Below are 17164 nucleotides of genomic sequence, written 5' to 3'. Positions count from 1 at the left end.
CTCGATGCGCATTCGCGCTCGGCTACCCCGGCAGGCAGAATTGATTCCTGCCTGAAAGGCGGCGCTGAGGGTAGCCAGAAGGACATGTCCCCCACTGTGGCGGTTGTCGCGCATCGCAAGAAGACTCTCGGCGCAGGCCTGGACAGGCTGCGCACGCTCATCACCGAACAGGACGTCGGAGACCTTCTCTGGTTCGAGGTGCCCAAGAGCAAGAAGGCGCCGAAGAAGGTTCGCAAGGCGCTCAAGAAGGGCGCCGACCTGGTCTTCGTCTGGGGTGGCGACGGCATGGTGCAACGGTGCGCCGACGAACTGGCCACCTCGGGCGTGCCGATGGCCATCCTCCCCGCCGGGACCGCGAACCTGTTCGCCAACAACCTCGGCATCCCCATCGACCTGGAGGAGGCGGTGCGGATCGGCTTCCACGGACGGCGGGACAAGCTCGACCTGGGCGTGCTCAACGGCGAGCACTTCGCGGTGATGGCGGGCGCCGGGTTCGAGGCCGAGATGATCGCCGACGCCGACGGGCAGGCCAAGGAGCGGCTCGGCAAGCTGAGCTACGTCAAGGCGGCCGTACGGCACGTCGGCGGCCCGCTGGTGCCGATGAAGATCAAGATCGATGGGACGACGTGGTTCGACGGGGAGGCCAGCTGTCTGCTCCTGGGCAACGTGAGCACGATCGCCGCCGGCATCGAGGCCTTCGACGACGCCAGGCCCGACGACGGCTGGCTGGAGGTCGGCGTCTCCACCGCCAAGGGGCCGATCCAGTGGGCCAGGGTGATCGGCAGGATGGCCACGGGGCGCTCCGACGACTCCCCGTTCGTCCGGATCACCCGCGCCAGGAAGGTGTCAGCCACGTTCGGAGCCCCGCTGACGTACGAGCTGGACGGCGGGGACCGCGAGGCCACCACCGAGCTCGAGGCCAAGGTCGTCCCCGGCGCTCTCACCGTCTGCCTCCCACCGGTCGAGCAGCCCTGAGCCAGGCCCGCCCGCCAGGCCCCGCCGGCCTGGCCGCGCCCGCCAGGCCCTGCCCGCCAGGCCGCGAAGGTGGGTCCGCGAAGGGCGGTCCGCAAAGGTGGGTCCGCGACGCAGCCTCGTCCCGGCGCACGGCCCGGACGACGCGTGACGCGGACCCGCCGGTCACGGCTCCAGGTGGTGCCCCCTGAGCCGGTACTGCTTGGGCAGCTTGAACCCTCGCTCGGCCAGCACCTGCCGCAGCCGGTCGGGGTAGTCGGTGATGATGCCGTCCACCCCGTCGTCGATCAGCTTGTTCATCGTCGGCTCGTCGTCGATCGTCCACGGGATGACCTTGATCCCCAGCCCGTGCGCCTGCTCGACCATCTCCCTGGTCACGTACGGCTGGTAGCCGGGGTCGGTGACCTTCCCGTTCTGGGGGAAGCCGTGCACCGGCGAGAACGCGTCGGCGCCGAAGGACTTGACGGCCTTGAGCGGGTCGCCGCCGAAGTCGTCGATGTCGATGCCGCCGAGCCAGGGTGAGGCGCCTGGCCGTCCGGTCTGCAGGAAGTCGCGGTTGGTCAGGGCGACGATCGGCAGGCGGGGCTCGACCTCCCGCATCCGCATGAGGGCGCCCCAGTCGAAGCTCTGGACGGTGACCTGCCGCAGCAGCCCTGCGCGCCGGATCTCCTCCGCGGCGACCTGCACGAACTGCTCCCTCGGCGCCGTCTCGTGCGGCGCGCCCGCCTCGACCTTGGTCTCGACGTTCAGCGCGACCCGGTGTGCGCGATAGCGGTTGACCAGGTCGAACACCTCGCGAAGCAGCGCCATCCTGGCCCCGGGCACCGGCCGCTGCCCGGGGAACTCCGCCTTGGTCGCCGAGCCGCAGTCCATCGTTCTCACCTGGGCGAGGGTCAGCGTGTTGATGTACCTGCCGACGTAGGGGAACTCCGGATCATCCGGTACGGCCGGTGCGGTGTCGCGGCACACCCTGCCGCTGATCCGCCGGTCGTGGGTGACGACCGCCTGGCCGTCCTCGGTGATCTGGATGTCGAGCTCCAGCGTGCTGACCCCCAGCTCCAGCGCGTTGGCGAAGCCGGGGAGCGTGCTCTCGACGACCAGGCCCATTCCGCCCCTGTGCGCCTGCAGGTCGAAGCCGTGGCGGCCGCCGGTCTCGGCGGCGCCTGCCGTACCTGCGGTGGCCGCCAGTGTGGCGCCGAGAACTGCGAACGCGGGCAGCGCGCGCCATTTGCTCATGTGTGATCCGTCCGTTGAAGGGCCGTGCGTTCCCTCGAAGATCCATCGGGGGCGAGGCCGACGAGCGTACGGAAGTTGAGCATGAGGCGAAAGGTGCGTGAGATCTCCGAGCAGGGCTGCTCCGGCTCCTCGACCCGAGGTGGCGCTACGGGCTGCGGGGCGGCTCGGCGGACGGGCCTCGGTGGCTGAGGGCGGCCAGGGAGTCGACGTATCTGAGCATCAGCCGGGCGAACTCCAGGCGGTCGTGTTCGGGCCAGTCGGCGGTGATGTACTCGAACGCCGAGCGCTGGTGCCGCCTGAAGCGCGCCATGAGCTCGGCGCCCTGCGGGCTGAGACGCAGGACGGTGCGGCGGCCGTCCTGCTGGGAGGCGGCCCTGATGAGGTAACCGGCCTTGATGTTGTCGCTGACCATGCGGCTGGCGACCGAGGGGTCCACGGCGAGGAACTCCGCTACCGAACCCACGGTGATCTCCCTGCCGGGGTCCTTGGTCAGTTCCTCGACGAAGTTGAGGACGAGGGTCCTGCTCAGGTCCTTGGCCGAGATCGGGTTCTCGACCTCCAGCAATGACGTACGGCGCAGCTTGGAGAACGCCGGGCCCACGGCGTCCAGCAGCTCGTCGGCTGAGGTCGGCTCGTTCGTCATGCCCTCATCGTAAGGCATGTGCTGGCCCGAACATATATGTATGCTCGCATACAAGCAGCTCAGCGCGGTGGTGCGGTCACGGTGGTCCACGTCGAGGGCCGGGCCGAGCAAGGACCGCCCTGGTGCACCATGAGGCGCCGTTCCTCCGGCTCGACCGCCACCGTGGCCAGCGTGGCCCATCGGGTGCCCAGCGCGCCTTCGGGCGGGGCGTGGCAGCACACCTCGGCGCCGTCGTCGTCGTGTGCGCTGAGCAGGCCGGCGAGGTCGCAGGGGCCGTCCGGGCCAGGGCCTCCGTGGACGCGTGCGGTGAGCAGGCGGCGTCGATCGTAGGTCTCAGGCTCCCGCCGTCCTCGCAGTTCGCCGGCGGCGAGGACCGGGTCGAGGAAGTGGTTGGTGCGCACCAGCCACCCCTCGTCGTCCGGTGTGATCACGGCGGAGCCCGCTGGGCTCGTCTCGACGGACGCAGCCCGGTCGGCGGTCACGACGCTCATGACGGTGGAGGCGGAGACCGGGGCGCCGGTCAGGACGCCGATCGCCTCGGCGAACGACCCAGCGGTACCGAGCACGTGACGGGCGACGAGGTGGAGAGGCACGCCGGTGGCCGCGTCGTCGGTGTGGCCGAGGATGTTGAACAGCACGCCCACGCCGGCCTCGTTGACGCCGATCTTCGCGAGGATGCCGTACTCGGTGATCCCCGCGAACCCCCATGTGTCGCCGCGCACCGTCTGGACGTGCCAGGAGCCGGCCAGTTCCTCGTGCCAGTCCCAGCACTGGCCGCCAATGGTGCGGGCGCCGCTGTGGACCAGCGTGGAGCACTCGCCCGCGCGGGACGCGCCCGCCTCGGCGAGGATCTCGGTCCGTGCGTTGAGCGCGGCCACCACCCAGAACGGCACGCCGGCGCCCTCGGCGACCCCCTCCATCTCCTCGGCCAGCTCCGGCGCCCACGCACGGGCCGCGGCGACCGTGCGCAGGGCGAGCGCGGGGACGTCGAGCGTCACGCCGCCCGCCGCCGCGACGGTCGTGAAGAGGTCGTCGTAGACGCGCCATGTGCGGGCGATCCCGTCGCGGGCCTGACGGCCCCGGTCGTGGCCGCGCCGCTTCGGGCTGTCTCCCGCGACGCGCAGGACCGTCCGGCGGCTCACGCGCGCACCGCCGTGCCGAGGCCGGCGCGGGAGCGTCGCGTCAGGGTCGCGTAGACGGCCGAGGCGACGACGACGCCGACGGGCAGGGCGAGGTCCATCCCGCCCATGGCGTGGGCGAGAGGGCCGGTGTACAGGGTGTTGACGCAGAGCGCGGCAGCGGTGGTGCCCAGCGTGAGCGCCAGGGCGCCGGCCCGATTGACTCCCGCGGTGAACCAGAAGGGACTGCCGGGGCTCTCGTCCGTGAGCGCGAGGCCGTCGTATTGGTTGCGGCGCAGCAGGATGTCGGTGGCGTAGATGGCCATGCTGGGTCCGAGCAGGACGACGGTCAACTGCAGGACGTTGCTGACGGTGTCGAGGAAGTTGGACACGAGCAGCGCGTACAGGGTGAGGGCGACGGCGAGGACTCCGTCGACGATCACGCTGAGGGAGCGGCGGATGCGGACGCCTACGGCCTGCAGGGCCAGGCCGGAGCTGTAGGCCGTCATGGCGTTGATGGAGATGGTGCCGAGCACCAGGGCCAGCAGGAAGAAGGGGATGAACCAGCGAGGCAGGATCGTCTCCAGCGCGGTCTGCGGGTCGGTCATGTCGACCGCGGTCGCGGCGAACGCGCCCAGGGAGGTGACGACGACGCTGGGCAGGAAGCCGCCGAGCGCGGTCCAGCCCGCGATCGCCCTCGGGGAGGTCGTGCGGGGCAGGTAGCGGGAGAAGTCGGCGCTGTTGGTGTAGGAGAGCGGGCCCGAGGCGATGAGGGTGACGCCCGCGACGAGCGTCGCCCACAGGGCGCCGCCCGTCAGCGGCTCGGCGGGCTGGTAGCCGAAGTCGGTGTTTCCGAGCACGCTGAAGGCCACGACGGCGAACGCGGCGGTGAGCACCACGGTGATCGGGAGGTAGAGCTTCACGATCGTGGCGTGCCCGTAGACGCTGATGGCCAGGGTGAGAGCGGCGATGACCGCCACGACGGCGATCTTGACGCCGGTGGTCGGCTCGATGCCGGCCTTCTCGACGAGGGAGAAGGCGGCCAGCGCGGCCGCGGCCATGTTGAGCGCGATGTAACAGATGCAGATCACCCAGCCGGTGATCGCGATGTTCACGCGGTTGCCTCGGATGCCGAACATCGCCCGCATGACCACCTCGCTCGGCGTGCCCGAGGCGGGGCCGGAGACGGCGAGCAGGCCGACCGCCAGCCAGAACAGGTTGCCCACGACGATCACCGCGAGGGCCTGCCACAGGCTCAGGCCCATGAGGATGAGGGCGCCGCCGACCACCAGGCTCAGGTAGTTGACGTTCGCCGCAGCCCAGACGGTGAACAGGTCGCGGGCGCGGCCGTGCCGCTCGTGTTCGGCGATGTGGTCGATGCCGTGGACCTCGACGCGGCCAGGCCGGTTCGATAGCGGCGGGCTCTCGTGCGCGGTGTGCGTACCTGGACGCGGGTCGGGGATCGTGGCCGCCATGGAGCCCTCCGGTGCTGGTCGTACCCACGTGCTTGCTTATTGGTCGCACACTCAATAACATCCGGGGTATGTCGTCAAGCGTCCAGGGCAAGCGAATTCGGAAATCTCCTGCCGCCAGGCGGGCGGAGATCGTCGACGCGGCCGCCACCGTCGCCCTGACCGAGGGGCTCGAGTGCGTCACCCTGCGGCGGATCGGCGAGGCCCTCGGCGTACGGCCTGGGCTGATCAGCCACTACTTTCCCTCGGCGGAGGATCTGGTGGCCGAGGCGTTCGGCAGCGCGGCGAGCGCCGAGCTCGACGCGCTCCTGCCGGCCGAGCGGTCCGGGGCGACAGCCACGCAGCACCTGGCGCGCTTCTTCGCGCACGCGGAGGGGGAGGCCTACGACGACATCAGCAGGCTCTGGATCAACGCGCGGCACCTCAGCCGCTACCGGTCCGTCCTGCGCGACAGGGTCGCCGAGCAGGAGGCCGCCTGGCGTGGGCGGCTGGGCGATCTCATCAGGCAGGGCGTCGAGCGGGGCGAGTTCCATACGGACGACCCCGGTGTGACGACCGTTCAGATCCTGGTCGTGCTCGACGGCCTCGGCGCCCACGCCAACACCGACACCGGCAATCGCCCCGAGGCGGTGACGCGCATGGCCGTCACCACCGCCGAGCGTGAGCTCGGCCTGACGAGCGGCACGCTCGCCGCCTCCCTCTGATTCTCTCCTACCCGTGCTTCGAGGAACCCTGTGCGCACCAGTCTCGTCCTGCTCTCCGCCCGCCTGCTCGACCCCCTCACCGGCGAGTTCCTTCCGCAGACCGCTCTGGCCGTGTCCGGAGGGCGGATCTCCGCCCTGGGCGACGACCGCCGGATACGCGCCCTCGCGGACCCTTCGACGACGGTGATCGACCTCAGGGGCGCCGTGGTGACCCCCGGCCTGGTCGACGGGCACCTTCACCCCGTCTCGGGCGCCGAGCTGACCCACGGGCTGGACCTTTCGGGCTGCGCCGACCTCGACGCGGTGCGCGAGGCGCTGGCAGGCGAGGTCCGCACCCTCGCGCCCGGCGCCTGGCTGCACGCCTGGGGCCTGGACCCGAACGTGTTCGGGGAGCGGCCCGTCGAGGCCGCAGCCCTCGCGCCTGTGCTCGACGACGTCCCGGCCCTCCTCCTGCTCTTCGACGCCCACTCCATGCTGGCCAGCCCGCGCGCGCTCGAGCTCGCGGGCGTCGACGGGCCGCGGACCTTCGCCCAGGCGGCCGAGGTCGTCTGCGACGACGCGGGCCGGCCCACCGGGCTGCTCCTGGAGGACGCCGCCTGCGAACTCGTCGAGCGTGCCGCCCCGCGGCCCACGCACGTCGAGCGCCGCGCCAGGCTCGCCGCCGCCCTGCGTGACATGGCCGCAGCGGGGCTCACCGGCGGCCACGCCATGGACGCCAACGGCGACAGCCTCGCTCTCTACGCCGAACTCGACGCCGCCGGAGAGCTGCCGGTGCGGCTGCGCGTCTCGCCCTGGTGCCAGCCGGGCGCCGACGCCGCCGCGCTGCGCGCCCTCATCGAGCAGCAGGGCGCGGGCGGGGCGCTGTGGCGGACGGAGGGCGTCAAGCTCTTCATGGACGGCACCGTCGACAACGGCACCGCCTGGCTGGAGCGCCCCGACTGTCACGGCGAGTCCACGCACTCCTTCTGGCCCGACCCCGCGGCCTACACCCACATCGTCGGCGAACTGCACAGGGCGGGGGTGCCCACGGCCACCCACGCCATCGGTGACGCGGCCGTACGGCACGTCCTCGACTCCGTCGAGAGGGCCATGGCCACGGGGGAGCGCCGGGTGCGGCACCGCGTCGAGCACATCGAGACCGTGCCCGACGACACCCTGCGCCGTTTCGCCCGGCTCGGCGTCATCGCGTCCATGCAGCCCACCCACTGCTGCGACTACACCAGGGCCGACCACACCGACAACTGGTCGCGCCGCCTCGGCGAGGAGCGGGCCTCGCGCGCCTGGCGCTGCCGCGACCTGTGGGACTCCGGCGCCAGGGTCGTCCTGGGCTCCGACTGGCCCATCGCCCCCTTCCCTCCGCTGGGCGTCATGGCCGGGGCCCGGCACCGGCGGCCGAGCCGCGATCTGAGCCTGCCGCCGCACGGTCCCGAGCAGGCGCTCACCGCCCTTGAGGCCCTCCAGGGCATGACCGTCAACGCCGCCTACGCGGCGGGCGAGGAGCACGAGGCCGGCCGGCTCGCCGTCGGCCACCGCGCCGACCTCACGGTTCTGGCCGACGACCCGCTCACCACCGCCTCCACCGATCTGCCCGACCTGCCCGTGCTCCTCACGGTCCTCGACGGCCGCCCCACCCACCGCGACGCGAGCCTGTGACGCTTGAGCGGGGCCGCGGCGGGGCACAGGCGCGGCAGGTCGGTGGTCGGCAGGTCGGTGGTCAGACGAAGAAGCTGTCGTGGCGGAGGAAGAACTCGGCCCGCTCTTCAGGGCCGAGGCCGGCGAGCCGGGTGATCCCTTCGAAGTACTCTTCGCGGGGAGCGCCGGGGGCGAAGAGCATCAGCATGGAGGCCGGCTCGCCCGACTCGTTGCGGAAGGCGTGCAGCCCTCCGACCGGGACGTACAGGTAGTCGCCCGCGGTGGCGTCGACCCAGCGCTCGCCGTCGAACAGTCGCATCGTGCCCGACAGGATGAAGAACGACTCCGACATCGACCGGTGGAAGTGGGTGCTCGGGCCGCCGAACTCCGGGCCCATGTCCACGCGGTACAGGCCGTACTCCCCGCCGGTTGAAGCGGTGGTGGACAGGTAGTGGTAGGCGGTTCCGCCGCTGACGCGGGGACCTGAGGACGTCACGGGCGCCGAGACGAAGTCGGGAGCGGTGGTGGCGGGACGGAAGAGCGCGTTGACTTCGCCGTCTTCGCCGAGGTAGCGGGGATCCGGATAGGACATCTCTGACTCCTGAGGTGAGGTCTAGACGGTCGCGTCGGGCGCGTCGATGAATGCGCGGGTGAGGTCGATCAGCCGGGTGGGGTCGGCGAACCAGTCCATGTGACCTTCGTCCTCGATCTCGACCAGGCGGCTGCCGGGGATCGCGGCGTGCAGCTGCCGCGAGCCGTCCACCGGGATCATGTTGTCGCCGGCGAGGCCGATGACCAGGGTCGGTGCAGTGATCTTGGGCAGCAGGTCGCGGATGTCGACCTTGGCGCCCAGGTCGATCTGGCGGCCGATGCCGGGCGGGGGCCACTCGTCGGCCAGGGAGTGGGCGAGGCCCTGGTGGCCGAAGGCGTTCAGGGTGGCCGGGCCGAAGCCGGTCAGGGTGGAGAACCGCTTGAACAGTTCGCGGTCGGTGTCGAGGAGCTTGCGCCAGGTCTCGAAGTAGAACCGGTCGCGGGGGGCGGTCGAGTGCGCCCAGCCGCCGACCAGGATGAGCCTGCGCACCAGTTCGGGATGGGTGGCGGCGACGGCCGCGGCGGCGACCGCGCCGAGGGAGAAGCCGAGCAGGTCCACGGGGCCGCGCACCGCCTGCCGCGTGACCGCGGCCACCTGGTCGGTGATCAGGTCGACGGTCAGCTCCGTGCCGTCGTCGGTGGTCTGCCCGCTGCCGCTGAAGTTGGGCCGCACGACGGTCCTGGTGGCGCTGAAGTGGTGCACCACGTTGCCGAAGACCTTGTCGGCGTCGCCGCCGGTGCCGTGGACCAGCACCAGGCCGGGCCCCTGGCCTTCGGCCTCGTAGTGGACGTCGGTGTCGCGGACTGGGAGGAAAGGCATGGTCGGTCCCCACTTGTAAGGTCGTTCCTGGTAAGATGAGCGCTAAGATAATCAGTGGTTGCGTGAGTGTCAATTAGATTAGTGCTCGCTTAATTTTGTGGGAGGGTTCATGGCCGACGCGGTGGCGGCGGTGCTGGAGCAGTGGCGCCGCGAGCGTCCCGACATCGACGTCCGGCCGATCGGGGTCGTCGGCCGGATCATGCGGATCTCCCGCATGTGGGACAAGGAGATCAAGGACTTCCTGGCCGGACACGGCCTCGAGCCCGGCGAGTTCGACGTGCTGTCCACGCTGCGGCGCTCGGGCGAGCCGTACGAGCTGACCGCCGGCACGTTCCTCAAGACCTCGCTCGTCACCACGGGCGCGATCACCCTGCGCGTGGACCGGATGGAGGACAAGGGCCTGGTCACACGGGTGCGCGACACCGCCGACCGACGCTCGGTCAAGATCCGTCTCACCGATCTCGGGCTCGAGGTGATCGACAGGGTCCTGCCTCTGCACGTGGCCAACGAGGGCCGTCTCCTCGAGGCCCTCGGACAGGAGGAGCGCGAGCACCTGGCCGCCACGCTGGCCGCCCTGCTGGAGTCGTACGGCGACACACCGCCTCCGAGGTGATCCAGGCGGCGTGCCTCCCCGGAGTCGAGAGGGTGTGGCGTCGCCGTGCCGCGCCACGGCGACGGGGGCCATGGACCGGGCGCGGGCAGCGCGACGCCGACTCCGGCGAGGAGGGACGGCTCTACTCGTGACCCGCCCTGGCGGCGCCCGCGCCGGAGCCCGGCCTGTCGGTGGCTGCGTGCGGCAGGCCGGGCTCGCGCAGGGTGCGCAGGAGGAGCCAGCCGAGGGCGGGCAGGGCGATCAGCGGGGCGAGGGCGGTCTGCAGGGAGGTGGCGTCCGCGACGGCGCCGACCAGCGGGCCGGCCAGGCCCCCCACGCTGACGGCCAGGCCCAGGGTGACGCCGCTCGCGGTGCCCACGCGCCGGGGCAGGTAGTCCTGTCCGAGGGTGATGTGCAGGGAGAAGGGCACGTACAGCCCCGCCGAGGCGAGCGCCACGAACAGGTGGAGCGAAGGGCCGGGGGCGTAGACGACGCCGGCGACGGCGAGCACGGTCAGGGCGTAGGACCACCGCACCACGGGGAGGCGGCCGAAGCGGGTGGCGAGTCTCCCGCCGGCCACGGTGCCCACGGCGCCGCCGAGATAGAGCACGAACAGCGCTGCCGTACCCGAGAGCTCTCCTCCGCCGGTGCGCTGGCGCGCGTACAGCGAGATGAACGCGCTGAGGCCGACGAAGACGATCGAGCGGCAGCCGACGGCCCCAGACAGCCTGAGGAAGGAGGCCCAGTCGTCCCTGCCGGTGGCCAGGCTCGCGCGGGCGGCGGCCGTCGCCGGCGTGGGCCTCCTGGCCGCCCGCAGCGCCGCCGCGCACAGCGCCGCCCCGGCGAGGGCGGGGACGGCCAGCAGCGGTGAGGCGCGCAGGCCGCCGGTGACGATGACGGCGGAGACCAGCAACGGGGCGGCGGCGAAGCCGAGATTGCCGCCGAGGGAGAACCAGCCCATCGCGGTATGACTGCCGCGGCTGACCTCGCGTGCGACGCGGGCGGCCTCAGGATGGTAGGCGGCGACGCCGAGCCCCGAGACGGCGACCGCGAGCAGGGTGAGGGCGTAGGAGTCGCCGACACCGGCGAGCGCGACGCCCGCGCCGCCCACCAGCGTGCTCACCGGCAGCAGCCACGGCAGCGCCCACCTGTCGGTCAGCGCCCCGAACAGCGGCTGTACCACCGAGGACAGCAGGGAGGCGGCCAGTACGATCCCGGAGGCCGCCGCATAGGTGTAGGCCCGCTCGGAGACGAAGAACGGCACAAGGGCGGCCACCGCGCCCTGGTAGACGTCCACGCAGGCGTGCCCCGACGAGAGCAGCGTGATGGGACGGATCCGGGAGATCTGGTTCGTCGACACCTGCCCATCGTGGCCGCGGAACAGGCTCGCGCTCTTCCGATAAAATGCCAATGTATGCCGGAAATCCGCCACACTCCCGAGGCGCCCACCCGCACCCAGGCGCTGGCTCCGGGAGAGAGCATCGCCGCACACCGTCACGACGACCACCAGATCGTCTACGCGGGCTCCGGCGTGCTGGCCGTCACCACCGACGCGGGCACCTGGTTCGCCCCGGGCACCAGGGCCATCTGGGTCCCGGCAGGATGCGTCCACGCCCACCGCGCCCACGGCCACCTCGACCTGCACCTGCTCGGCCTGCCCGCCGACACCAATCCCCTCGGCCTCGACGCTCCCACCGTCCTGGCCGTCAGCCCCCTGCTGCGCGAACTGATCCTCGCCTGCACCCGCGGCCCGCACGACGACACCCCCGAACAGCTGCGCCTGCGGGCGGTCCTGCTCGACCAGCTGCGCGCCTCGCCCCAGCAGGCCGTCCAACTGCCCGCCCCCACCGACCCTCGGCTCGCGGCCGTCTGCGACCTCCTGCGTCGTGACCCCGCGGACCCGCGCGGCCTGGCCGCCCTGGCGGTCACCGCAGGAGCAGGCGAGCGCACCCTCAGTCGTCTCTTCCGCCGAGAACTGGGCATGACCTTCCCCCAGTGGCGCACCCAGCTACGCCTCTATCACGCCCTGCGCATGCTGGCCGACGACCTGCCGGTGACCACGGTCGCCCATCGCTGCGGTTGGTCGTCCACCAGCGCCTTCATCGACGTCTTCCGCCGCGCCTTCGGCTACACCCCTGGCGTCCACAACCGCCCGGGGCGGGATGAGCCGATGGCCGCCAGAAGGGTAGGAGAGCCACTGTAGGGACAGCCACTGCAGGCGGAGGGGACCGCCGGCCAGAAGGGCAGGCATGTGGGAAACGACGGTGAGCGGATGCTGGGCGGCCTGTTGCAGGCCCACCACCTGGCCGCGATGGAGGACCTCCCGGCCCTGGTAGCCGAGCACGCGAAGCTGGTCGGCTTCTCCCAGACCCTGATCTACGTGGCCGACCTGCAGCAGCAGTTGCTCGTGCCGCTGCCGGGCCAGCACGACGCGTTCGGCAAGCCGCTCGAACCCATCCGCGTCGACGTCACCATGGCAGGGCGGGCCTTTCGGCAGGTGGAGATCGTCCAGGCGCGCTCCGTCTCCGATCCGCACGCGGCCGACAGGGCCCACGCGCCCGCGGGCGAGGGCCCGATGCGGTTGTGGGCGCCGTTGCTGGACGGAACCGAACGGGTCGGCGTGCTCGGGGTGACCGTCCCGGAGGGCGGGGAGATCATCCAGTGGCGGGTCAGCCAGCTGGCGGCCCTGATCTCGGTGCTGGTCGTCAGCAAGCGTCCCCACAGCGACTCCTACGCGCAGCTGGTGCGCACCAGCCCCATGGCACTGTCGGCCGAGGTGCTGTGGAACCTGCTGCCGCCGGGGACCTTCGCCAACAACGACGTGGTGGTCAGCGCCGCTCTCGAGCCTGCCTACGCCGTCGGCGGCGACGCCTACGACTACGCCATCGACGGCGACACGTTGCATCTGTCGATCTTCGACGCCATGGGGCACGACACCGCCGCGGGGCTGACCGCCACCCTCGCCGTGGGCGCCTGCCGTAACAGCCGCCGTCAGGGCGCGGATCTGTTCGCGACCAGCGAGACCATCGACGCGGAGATCGCCGAGCAGTTCACCGGCCGTTTCGCCACCGGCATCCTGGCCTCCCTGGACCTTCAGAGCGGCCTGCTGAGCTGGGTCAACCGGGGACACCACCCCCCGCTGGTGATCCGTGAGGGCCGCCTGGTCGCCACCCTGGCCAGCCTCCCCGACCCCCCGATGGGCTTTCGCATGGAGACCTCCACCGGCGTGCTCCACTATCGGCTGCAGCCCGGCGACCGGTTGCTGTTCTACACCGACGGCATCATCGAGGCCCAGAGCCCGGAGGGGGAGCGGTTCGGCATCGAGCGCTTCATCGACTTCGTCATCCGCCGCGAAGCCGACGGCGTGCCGGCCCCCGAGACCCTGCGCCGGCTGATCCAGACCATCCTCGAGCACCAGCACGAACGGCTGCAGGACGACGCCACCGTGCTGACGGTCGAATGGCGCGCCCACCGGCAGTATCAGCTCATCCTGGGATGACGGCCGACCCCGCCTCCGCAGGGTGCGGCGCCCCCCGCGCAACGCGTCAGGAAGGGCTGTCCGCCCGCCTGCGCGCTCCGTTCAGCAGGTGCCTGATCGCCACGGAGTACTCGTCCCTGACCCTGCGCTTGTCCTGTGCGGGGGCTTCGGCCAGCGCCATCCCCGCGGATCCGAGAATGTGGAAGGTGATGCGGGCCATCGGCTCCAGCGGCAGCGGCGGCACCTCCCCGCTGTCGACGAGCGCCTTGATGAGCTGCTCGATGAGGCCGTAGGCGAACTTCTCCTCGCACTCCTTCCAGCGCTTCCACCCCAGCGCGATGGGCGCCTCCTGCCAGACCACGCGTCCGTAGTCGGGGTCGCAGCAGTGGTCGAGGAACATCTCCATCGCCGTCATCGCCGCCTGCCAGGTGTCGGGCGTCGTCGCGACCGCCTCGACGACCTCGCGGATCATCTCGGTCTCCAGCGCCTCGACCACCGCCTCGAACAGCGCGGTCTTGCTGGCGAAGTGGTGATAGACCGCGCCACGGCTGGCCTGGATGTCGGCCGCGACATCCTCGAGCGCCGTGCCGGCGAAGCCGTGTTCGGCGAAACGACGGGTGGCCGCTTCGAGCAGCGCGGCCTTGGTCGCCTGCGAATACTGCTCACGACGACTCTTGACAGGTGGCATGCGGGAAGTATACGACATACAGTGTGTATGTTTCCGACACAGAGTAGGTGTCCACGATGTCGTGGGATCGGGTGCATCGCCGCCATGAGCTGGTCCATGCCGTGCTGGCCTCCGGGCTGACGACCGTTCCGCCCGGCCTGGCCGTGGAGGTCGACGCCGAGTTCGGCGGCTTCGGCGGCTTCCTCCAGGAGGTGCAGCGGCGCTGGTACCGGGCGTTCGACGCCAGGCTCGACGCGGTGCTGGAGGAATGGCCGCGCGACCTCCACGACGCGCTGGTCAGGCAGTGGCAGGACCTCGCTCTGACGATGCCCGCGGCCAGGCGCATGCTGGACGCGAACGCCGATCACCCCGCGCTCGTCGGGGCCGACGAGCAGCACAGGCGCCGCCTCCACGCCGCGACCGGGCTCGTTCTGAGCCCCGCCTCGCTCACGGAGCCGCTCGCGGGCCGCAGGAAGCAGTGCCTGTGGTCGCTGCTCCTCCGCACCACGTAGGGACGGCGCGGCGGCCTACGCCGCCTTCGCGATGTGGGCCGCCGCGCCGTCCCGGTGTCAGAGCCGGGTCGCCGCGCCGATCTCCCCTTTCCTGAACTCCCCTTTCCTGACCACCTCGAGCGTGGCCTTCAGCTCGGCTTCGGGCACGAAGTGGCCGAAGGTGTCGTTGGCGAAGAAGGAGACACCGGCCACGGAGGCGGCGTGCGCGGCCAGAACCTCCCGCTGGTAGAGGTAGGTGCGCCGGTCGTCGAGGTAGGTGCGGTACCAGTACCAGGGGTCGACGAAGTCCAGGCCGAGCAGCGGGCGGGGCCGACCCAGCGCGGCCTTGCTCAGCAGGTTGGGCACGATCTCGGTCCGCTCGACCAGCACGGCGAACGTGCTGACCAGGATCGCGTCGAGGGTCTGGTAGGCGGTGTCGGTCATGCCCCACGCCGCCCGTTCGACCTCGGCCCGCCAGTAGGTGTCCATCCAGTAGACGAGGCGCTCGCCCATGGCCTCGCGCAGCCGCAGGAAGAACCGCTCGATCCCGGCCGACCGCTCGGGGGTGAGCGGTGGCGCGTTGTCCGGGTGCCAGAACCCGACCAGGCCGAACTGGTTGCCGAGCATGACGCCGTCCAGCCCGAAGTCGGCCGCGAACGCCGCCGTCTGCGCGGCGACGAAGTCTCCGGCAGGCAGCCCGGACGGGATGCCGGAGGGGAAGGCGGCATACGGCCGAGGGTCGGCCGAGAGCGGGGCCGTCACGTCGATGACCCCGGGGACCAGGTGGCCTCCCGCGTCGGCGGAGCCTGCCGCCGCCTCCGGGTGCCTGACGGTCTTCCATTCGCTGCGGCAGAACTCCGGGCCCGGCTCCAGATACTCCAGCAGGTTCACCCGGAGCCCGCGCCTGCCCGCCTCCGCCCGCACGGCCGCGTAGATCCCCGCCAGCGTGCGGTAGTCCATGGGCTGGTCGGAGAGGGTGAACATCGGCCCCGCCGAGTACGGGTTGGCCGAGCGCTCGCCGCCGTCGCGCACCCGGGCCAGCCAGTCGCGGTTGTGCGCCCTGGCGATGGCGGCGGGCCCGCCGGGCCCGAGGGCGAAGCAGTTGTAGCGGGCCCAGTCGAAGCGGTCGCCCCAGGCGTGGCCGCCCGCGTAGTTGAGCACGTGATCGCCGTTGCCCGCGCAGAACACCACCGTGACGGGCCGGTCGCTCAGCCAGGCGGCGTGGTGGTCGAAGAACGCCGCCATCCCGGGCCCCGGGTCACGCAGGTCGTCGAAGATCTTGGGCGTGATCCACAGACAGGCCTCCATGCCCGTCTCCACCGCGGCCGTCACCGCGCGGCCGGGGGATCGAGCCGCGCGCCGGACTGCGCGGGGCGCGTGCTGCGGCCGGAACGCTCCGCGTTCGGCGGGATGGTCTCGAGCGAGGCGGTGCCCAACGTCATGGTCTCCTTCGAAGATGGGGGAGCGGGAGCTAGTTGGCGGAGGCGAACGCCTCGTCCATGCGGGTGAGCACCGTGGGCACGTCCACGGTCCCGTTGAACAGCTCCTGGATGGAGGTCAGGTGCTCCTGCTGGACCTTCGGGTTGGGCCAGCCCTGGTCCGGGTAGAGCGTGGACCTTCCCGACTCGACCGCGTCGAGCACCGGCTGCTGCAGCGCGTCGGCCTTGAAGGAGGGGCTGCTCAGCGCCGGGCTGCTGCCCGAGGCCGTGGCGTACAGCGCCTGACCCTCGGGGGAGGCGAGGAAGCGCATGAACTTCTTGGCCAGGTCCGCGTTCTTGGCCTTGGCGTTGACGCCGTAGACGATGCCCACCGACACCGGCACGTAGGTGCCGTCGGCGCTGTCGGTCGCGGGGAACGGGGTCATCGAGAAGGTGGTGCCCTGCGGGGCGAACTCGACCGCCGACTGCACCGCCGACAGCACGTGCACCACGCCCAGCGCCTTGCCCTGGCCGAACATCTGCATCTGCTCGTCGTAGCCGACGCCGTTGGGACTGTCGTTGAAGCAGCCCTCCTCACGCATCTGCAGGTACTTCTCCAGCGCCTGCTTCCACTGCGAGGCGGAGAAGGTCGTCTTGCCGTCCTTCTGCTGCTGGGTGAAGCCGGCGTTGGGGCCGTAGACGAGGGAGGCGGTCAGCGCGTACGGCACGAGCTGGGTCACCCACGCCGACTTCAGGCCGAGCGCGAACGGCACGACGCCCTTGGCCTTGGCGTCCTTGCAGAACCGTAGGACCTCGGGCCACGTGGTCGGCTTGCTCAGCCCGCTCTTCTGCATGGCCTGGTCGTTCCACACCGCGCCGATGGCGCCGATCGTCACAGGGACGGCCACCACCTTGCCCGACGGGTCGCTGGTCACGGACTTGAGGTCGCTGCTCAGCCCGCCCGCCCAGCTCTCGCCCGACAGGTCCATGAGCATGCCGTCCTCGCCCAGGTCGCGCACGGCCATCGTGTTGCCGCCGCCCGGCCACATGCGGAACACGTCGGGCGCGGTACCCGAGGCGAGCTGGGTGCGCAGCTGCTGCTGGTAGGAGGCGTCGTCCTCGGTGAAGGTGGTCTTCACGGTGACGCCGGGGTTGGCCTTCTCGAACGCCTCGACCGCGGCCTTGGCCGGACCCTGACCCGCCGCGGCCAGTGTCAGGATCTGGTCGGAGGAGGAGGCGCCGGTGGTGTCGCCGGTCGAGGTGGAGCACGCGGTGGCCGCCAGAGCGAGGCAGGCCAACGTTGTGATCATCTTCATGTCAGACTCCTGAG

At 71.4% G+C, this 17164-nt stretch carries 17 protein-coding genes; 7 read left to right on the top strand and 10 right to left on the bottom strand.

The genetic code is table 11. From position 1 onward, the window contains the following. The first annotated feature begins 84 nt into the window (after positions 1–84). The gene (locus tag FHR33_RS06175; protein ID WP_183644730.1) at positions 85–975 is read left to right on the top strand and encodes a diacylglycerol/lipid kinase family protein; all 891 of its coding nucleotides are present in this window, start codon (positions 85–87) and stop codon (positions 973–975) included. Between the two features lie 162 nt (positions 976–1137). On the opposite strand, the gene FHR33_RS06170 is transcribed toward FHR33_RS06175, so the two are convergent. The 4 genes from FHR33_RS06170 to FHR33_RS06155 form a co-directional block, all read right to left on the bottom strand. After that, positions 1138–2208 (bottom strand): glycerophosphodiester phosphodiesterase, encoded by a 1071-nt coding sequence (locus tag FHR33_RS06170; RefSeq protein WP_183644727.1) that lies wholly within the window; start codon positions 2206–2208, stop codon positions 1138–1140. A gap of 145 nt (positions 2209–2353) precedes the next feature. Next, on the bottom strand, positions 2354–2851 hold the full coding sequence (locus FHR33_RS06165) for a MarR family winged helix-turn-helix transcriptional regulator (RefSeq protein ID WP_183644724.1): 498 nt from the start codon (positions 2849–2851) through the stop codon (positions 2354–2356). A 59-nt stretch (positions 2852–2910) separates the two neighbouring features. Further along, on the bottom strand, positions 2911–3993 hold the full coding sequence (locus FHR33_RS06160) for a C45 family autoproteolytic acyltransferase/hydrolase (RefSeq protein WP_183644722.1): 1083 nt from the start codon (positions 3991–3993) through the stop codon (positions 2911–2913). Next, complete coding sequence (locus FHR33_RS06155) at positions 3990–5444, bottom strand: purine-cytosine permease family protein (RefSeq protein WP_183644719.1); 1455 nt, start codon at positions 5442–5444, stop codon at positions 3990–3992. The genes FHR33_RS06160 and FHR33_RS06155 overlap by 4 nt, the downstream gene beginning before the upstream one ends. 68 nt (positions 5445–5512) lie before the next feature. On the opposite strand from FHR33_RS06155, the gene FHR33_RS06150 reads away from it, so the two are divergent. Further along, a complete protein-coding gene (locus tag FHR33_RS06150) occupies positions 5513–6145 on the top strand; it encodes a TetR/AcrR family transcriptional regulator (protein ID WP_183644717.1) in 633 nt (210 codons plus the stop codon). A gap of 30 nt (positions 6146–6175) precedes the next feature. Next, on the top strand, positions 6176–7798 hold the full coding sequence (locus tag FHR33_RS06145; protein WP_183644714.1) for an amidohydrolase: 1623 nt from the start codon (positions 6176–6178) through the stop codon (positions 7796–7798). Positions 7799–7859: 61 nt separating this feature from the next. Here FHR33_RS06145 and FHR33_RS06140 read toward each other — a convergent pair whose 3' ends face one another. After that, positions 7860–8369 carry a cupin domain-containing protein gene (locus tag FHR33_RS06140; RefSeq protein ID WP_183644711.1) on the bottom strand — a complete coding sequence of 170 codons (510 nt, stop codon included), beginning with the start codon at positions 8367–8369 and terminating at the stop codon, positions 7860–7862. 21 nt (positions 8370–8390) lie between these two features. Next, the gene (locus FHR33_RS06135) at positions 8391–9188 is read right to left on the bottom strand and encodes an alpha/beta fold hydrolase (protein WP_183644708.1); all 798 of its coding nucleotides are present in this window, start codon (positions 9186–9188) and stop codon (positions 8391–8393) included. 109 nt (positions 9189–9297) lie between these two features. On the opposite strand from FHR33_RS06135, the gene FHR33_RS06130 reads away from it, so the two are divergent. Continuing rightward, the gene (locus tag FHR33_RS06130; protein ID WP_183644705.1) at positions 9298–9801 is read left to right on the top strand and encodes a MarR family winged helix-turn-helix transcriptional regulator; all 504 of its coding nucleotides are present in this window, start codon (positions 9298–9300) and stop codon (positions 9799–9801) included. 121 nt (positions 9802–9922) lie between these two features. On the opposite strand, the gene FHR33_RS06125 is transcribed toward FHR33_RS06130, so the two are convergent. Then, positions 9923–11140, bottom strand: a complete 1218-nt coding sequence (locus FHR33_RS06125) for an MFS transporter (protein WP_312895384.1) — start codon at positions 11138–11140, stop codon at positions 9923–9925. A 54-nt stretch (positions 11141–11194) separates the two neighbouring features. Between FHR33_RS06125 and FHR33_RS06120 the strand changes: the two genes are divergently transcribed. Continuing rightward, positions 11195–11983: a helix-turn-helix transcriptional regulator gene (locus FHR33_RS06120; protein ID WP_183644702.1), complete on the top strand. Its 789-nt coding sequence runs from the start codon at positions 11195–11197 to the stop codon at positions 11981–11983. A 48-nt stretch (positions 11984–12031) separates the two neighbouring features. Beyond that, positions 12032–13279, top strand: coding sequence for a PP2C family protein-serine/threonine phosphatase (locus tag FHR33_RS06115; RefSeq protein ID WP_312895383.1), 1248 nt, complete (start codon positions 12032–12034; stop codon positions 13277–13279). A 46-nt stretch (positions 13280–13325) separates the two neighbouring features. Here FHR33_RS06115 and FHR33_RS06110 read toward each other — a convergent pair whose 3' ends face one another. Continuing rightward, on the bottom strand, positions 13326–13946 hold the full coding sequence (locus FHR33_RS06110) for a TetR/AcrR family transcriptional regulator (RefSeq protein ID WP_183644699.1): 621 nt from the start codon (positions 13944–13946) through the stop codon (positions 13326–13328). A 56-nt stretch (positions 13947–14002) separates the two neighbouring features. Here FHR33_RS06110 and FHR33_RS06105 point away from each other — a divergent pair, with 56 nt between their 5' ends. After that, positions 14003–14437, top strand: coding sequence for a hypothetical protein (locus FHR33_RS06105; RefSeq protein WP_183644696.1), 435 nt, complete (start codon positions 14003–14005; stop codon positions 14435–14437). 57 nt (positions 14438–14494) lie between these two features. Here FHR33_RS06105 and FHR33_RS06100 read toward each other — a convergent pair whose 3' ends face one another. Both FHR33_RS06100 and FHR33_RS06095 read right to left on the bottom strand, forming a co-directional pair. Next, on the bottom strand, positions 14495–15724 hold the full coding sequence (locus FHR33_RS06100) for a hypothetical protein (RefSeq protein ID WP_183644693.1): 1230 nt from the start codon (positions 15722–15724) through the stop codon (positions 14495–14497). 163 nt (positions 15725–15887) lie between these two features. Beyond that, complete coding sequence (locus FHR33_RS06095; protein WP_183644690.1) at positions 15888–17150, bottom strand: ABC transporter substrate-binding protein; 1263 nt, start codon at positions 17148–17150, stop codon at positions 15888–15890. Positions 17151–17164: the final 14 nt, after the last annotated feature.

It is taken from the genome of Nonomuraea dietziae (assembly GCF_014195505.1).
Lineage (GTDB): Bacteria > Actinomycetota > Actinomycetes > Streptosporangiales > Streptosporangiaceae > Nonomuraea > Nonomuraea roseola.
This window is presented reverse-complemented; position numbering and strand designations above follow the sequence as displayed.

What these genes read in the sequence shown, in the direction of transcription:
- FHR33_RS06175 (WP_183644730.1), top strand. Translation starts at nt 85, where the DNA reads ATGTCCCCCACTGTGGCGGTTGTCGCGCATCGCAAGAAGACTCTCGGC.
- FHR33_RS06170 (WP_183644727.1), bottom strand. Translation starts at nt 2,208, where the DNA reads ATGAGCAAATGGCGCGCGCTGCCCGCGTTCGCAGTTCTCGGCGCCACA.
- FHR33_RS06165 (WP_183644724.1), bottom strand. Translation starts at nt 2,851, where the DNA reads ATGACGAACGAGCCGACCTCAGCCGACGAGCTGCTGGACGCCGTGGGC.
- FHR33_RS06155 (WP_183644719.1), bottom strand. Translation starts at nt 5,444, where the DNA reads ATGGCGGCCACGATCCCCGACCCGCGTCCAGGTACGCACACCGCGCAC.
- FHR33_RS06150 (WP_183644717.1), top strand. Translation starts at nt 5,513, where the DNA reads ATGTCGTCAAGCGTCCAGGGCAAGCGAATTCGGAAATCTCCTGCCGCC.
- FHR33_RS06140 (WP_183644711.1), bottom strand. Translation starts at nt 8,369, where the DNA reads ATGTCCTATCCGGATCCCCGCTACCTCGGCGAAGACGGCGAAGTCAAC.
- FHR33_RS06135 (WP_183644708.1), bottom strand. Translation starts at nt 9,188, where the DNA reads ATGCCTTTCCTCCCAGTCCGCGACACCGACGTCCACTACGAGGCCGAA.
- FHR33_RS06130 (WP_183644705.1), top strand. Translation starts at nt 9,298, where the DNA reads ATGGCCGACGCGGTGGCGGCGGTGCTGGAGCAGTGGCGCCGCGAGCGT.
- FHR33_RS06120 (WP_183644702.1), top strand. Translation starts at nt 11,195, where the DNA reads ATGCCGGAAATCCGCCACACTCCCGAGGCGCCCACCCGCACCCAGGCG.
- FHR33_RS06110 (WP_183644699.1), bottom strand. Translation starts at nt 13,946, where the DNA reads ATGCCACCTGTCAAGAGTCGTCGTGAGCAGTATTCGCAGGCGACCAAG.
- FHR33_RS06105 (WP_183644696.1), top strand. Translation starts at nt 14,003, where the DNA reads ATGTCGTGGGATCGGGTGCATCGCCGCCATGAGCTGGTCCATGCCGTG.
- FHR33_RS06100 (WP_183644693.1), bottom strand. Translation starts at nt 15,724, where the DNA reads ATGGAGGCCTGTCTGTGGATCACGCCCAAGATCTTCGACGACCTGCGT.
- FHR33_RS06095 (WP_183644690.1), bottom strand. Translation starts at nt 17,150, where the DNA reads ATGAAGATGATCACAACGTTGGCCTGCCTCGCTCTGGCGGCCACCGCG.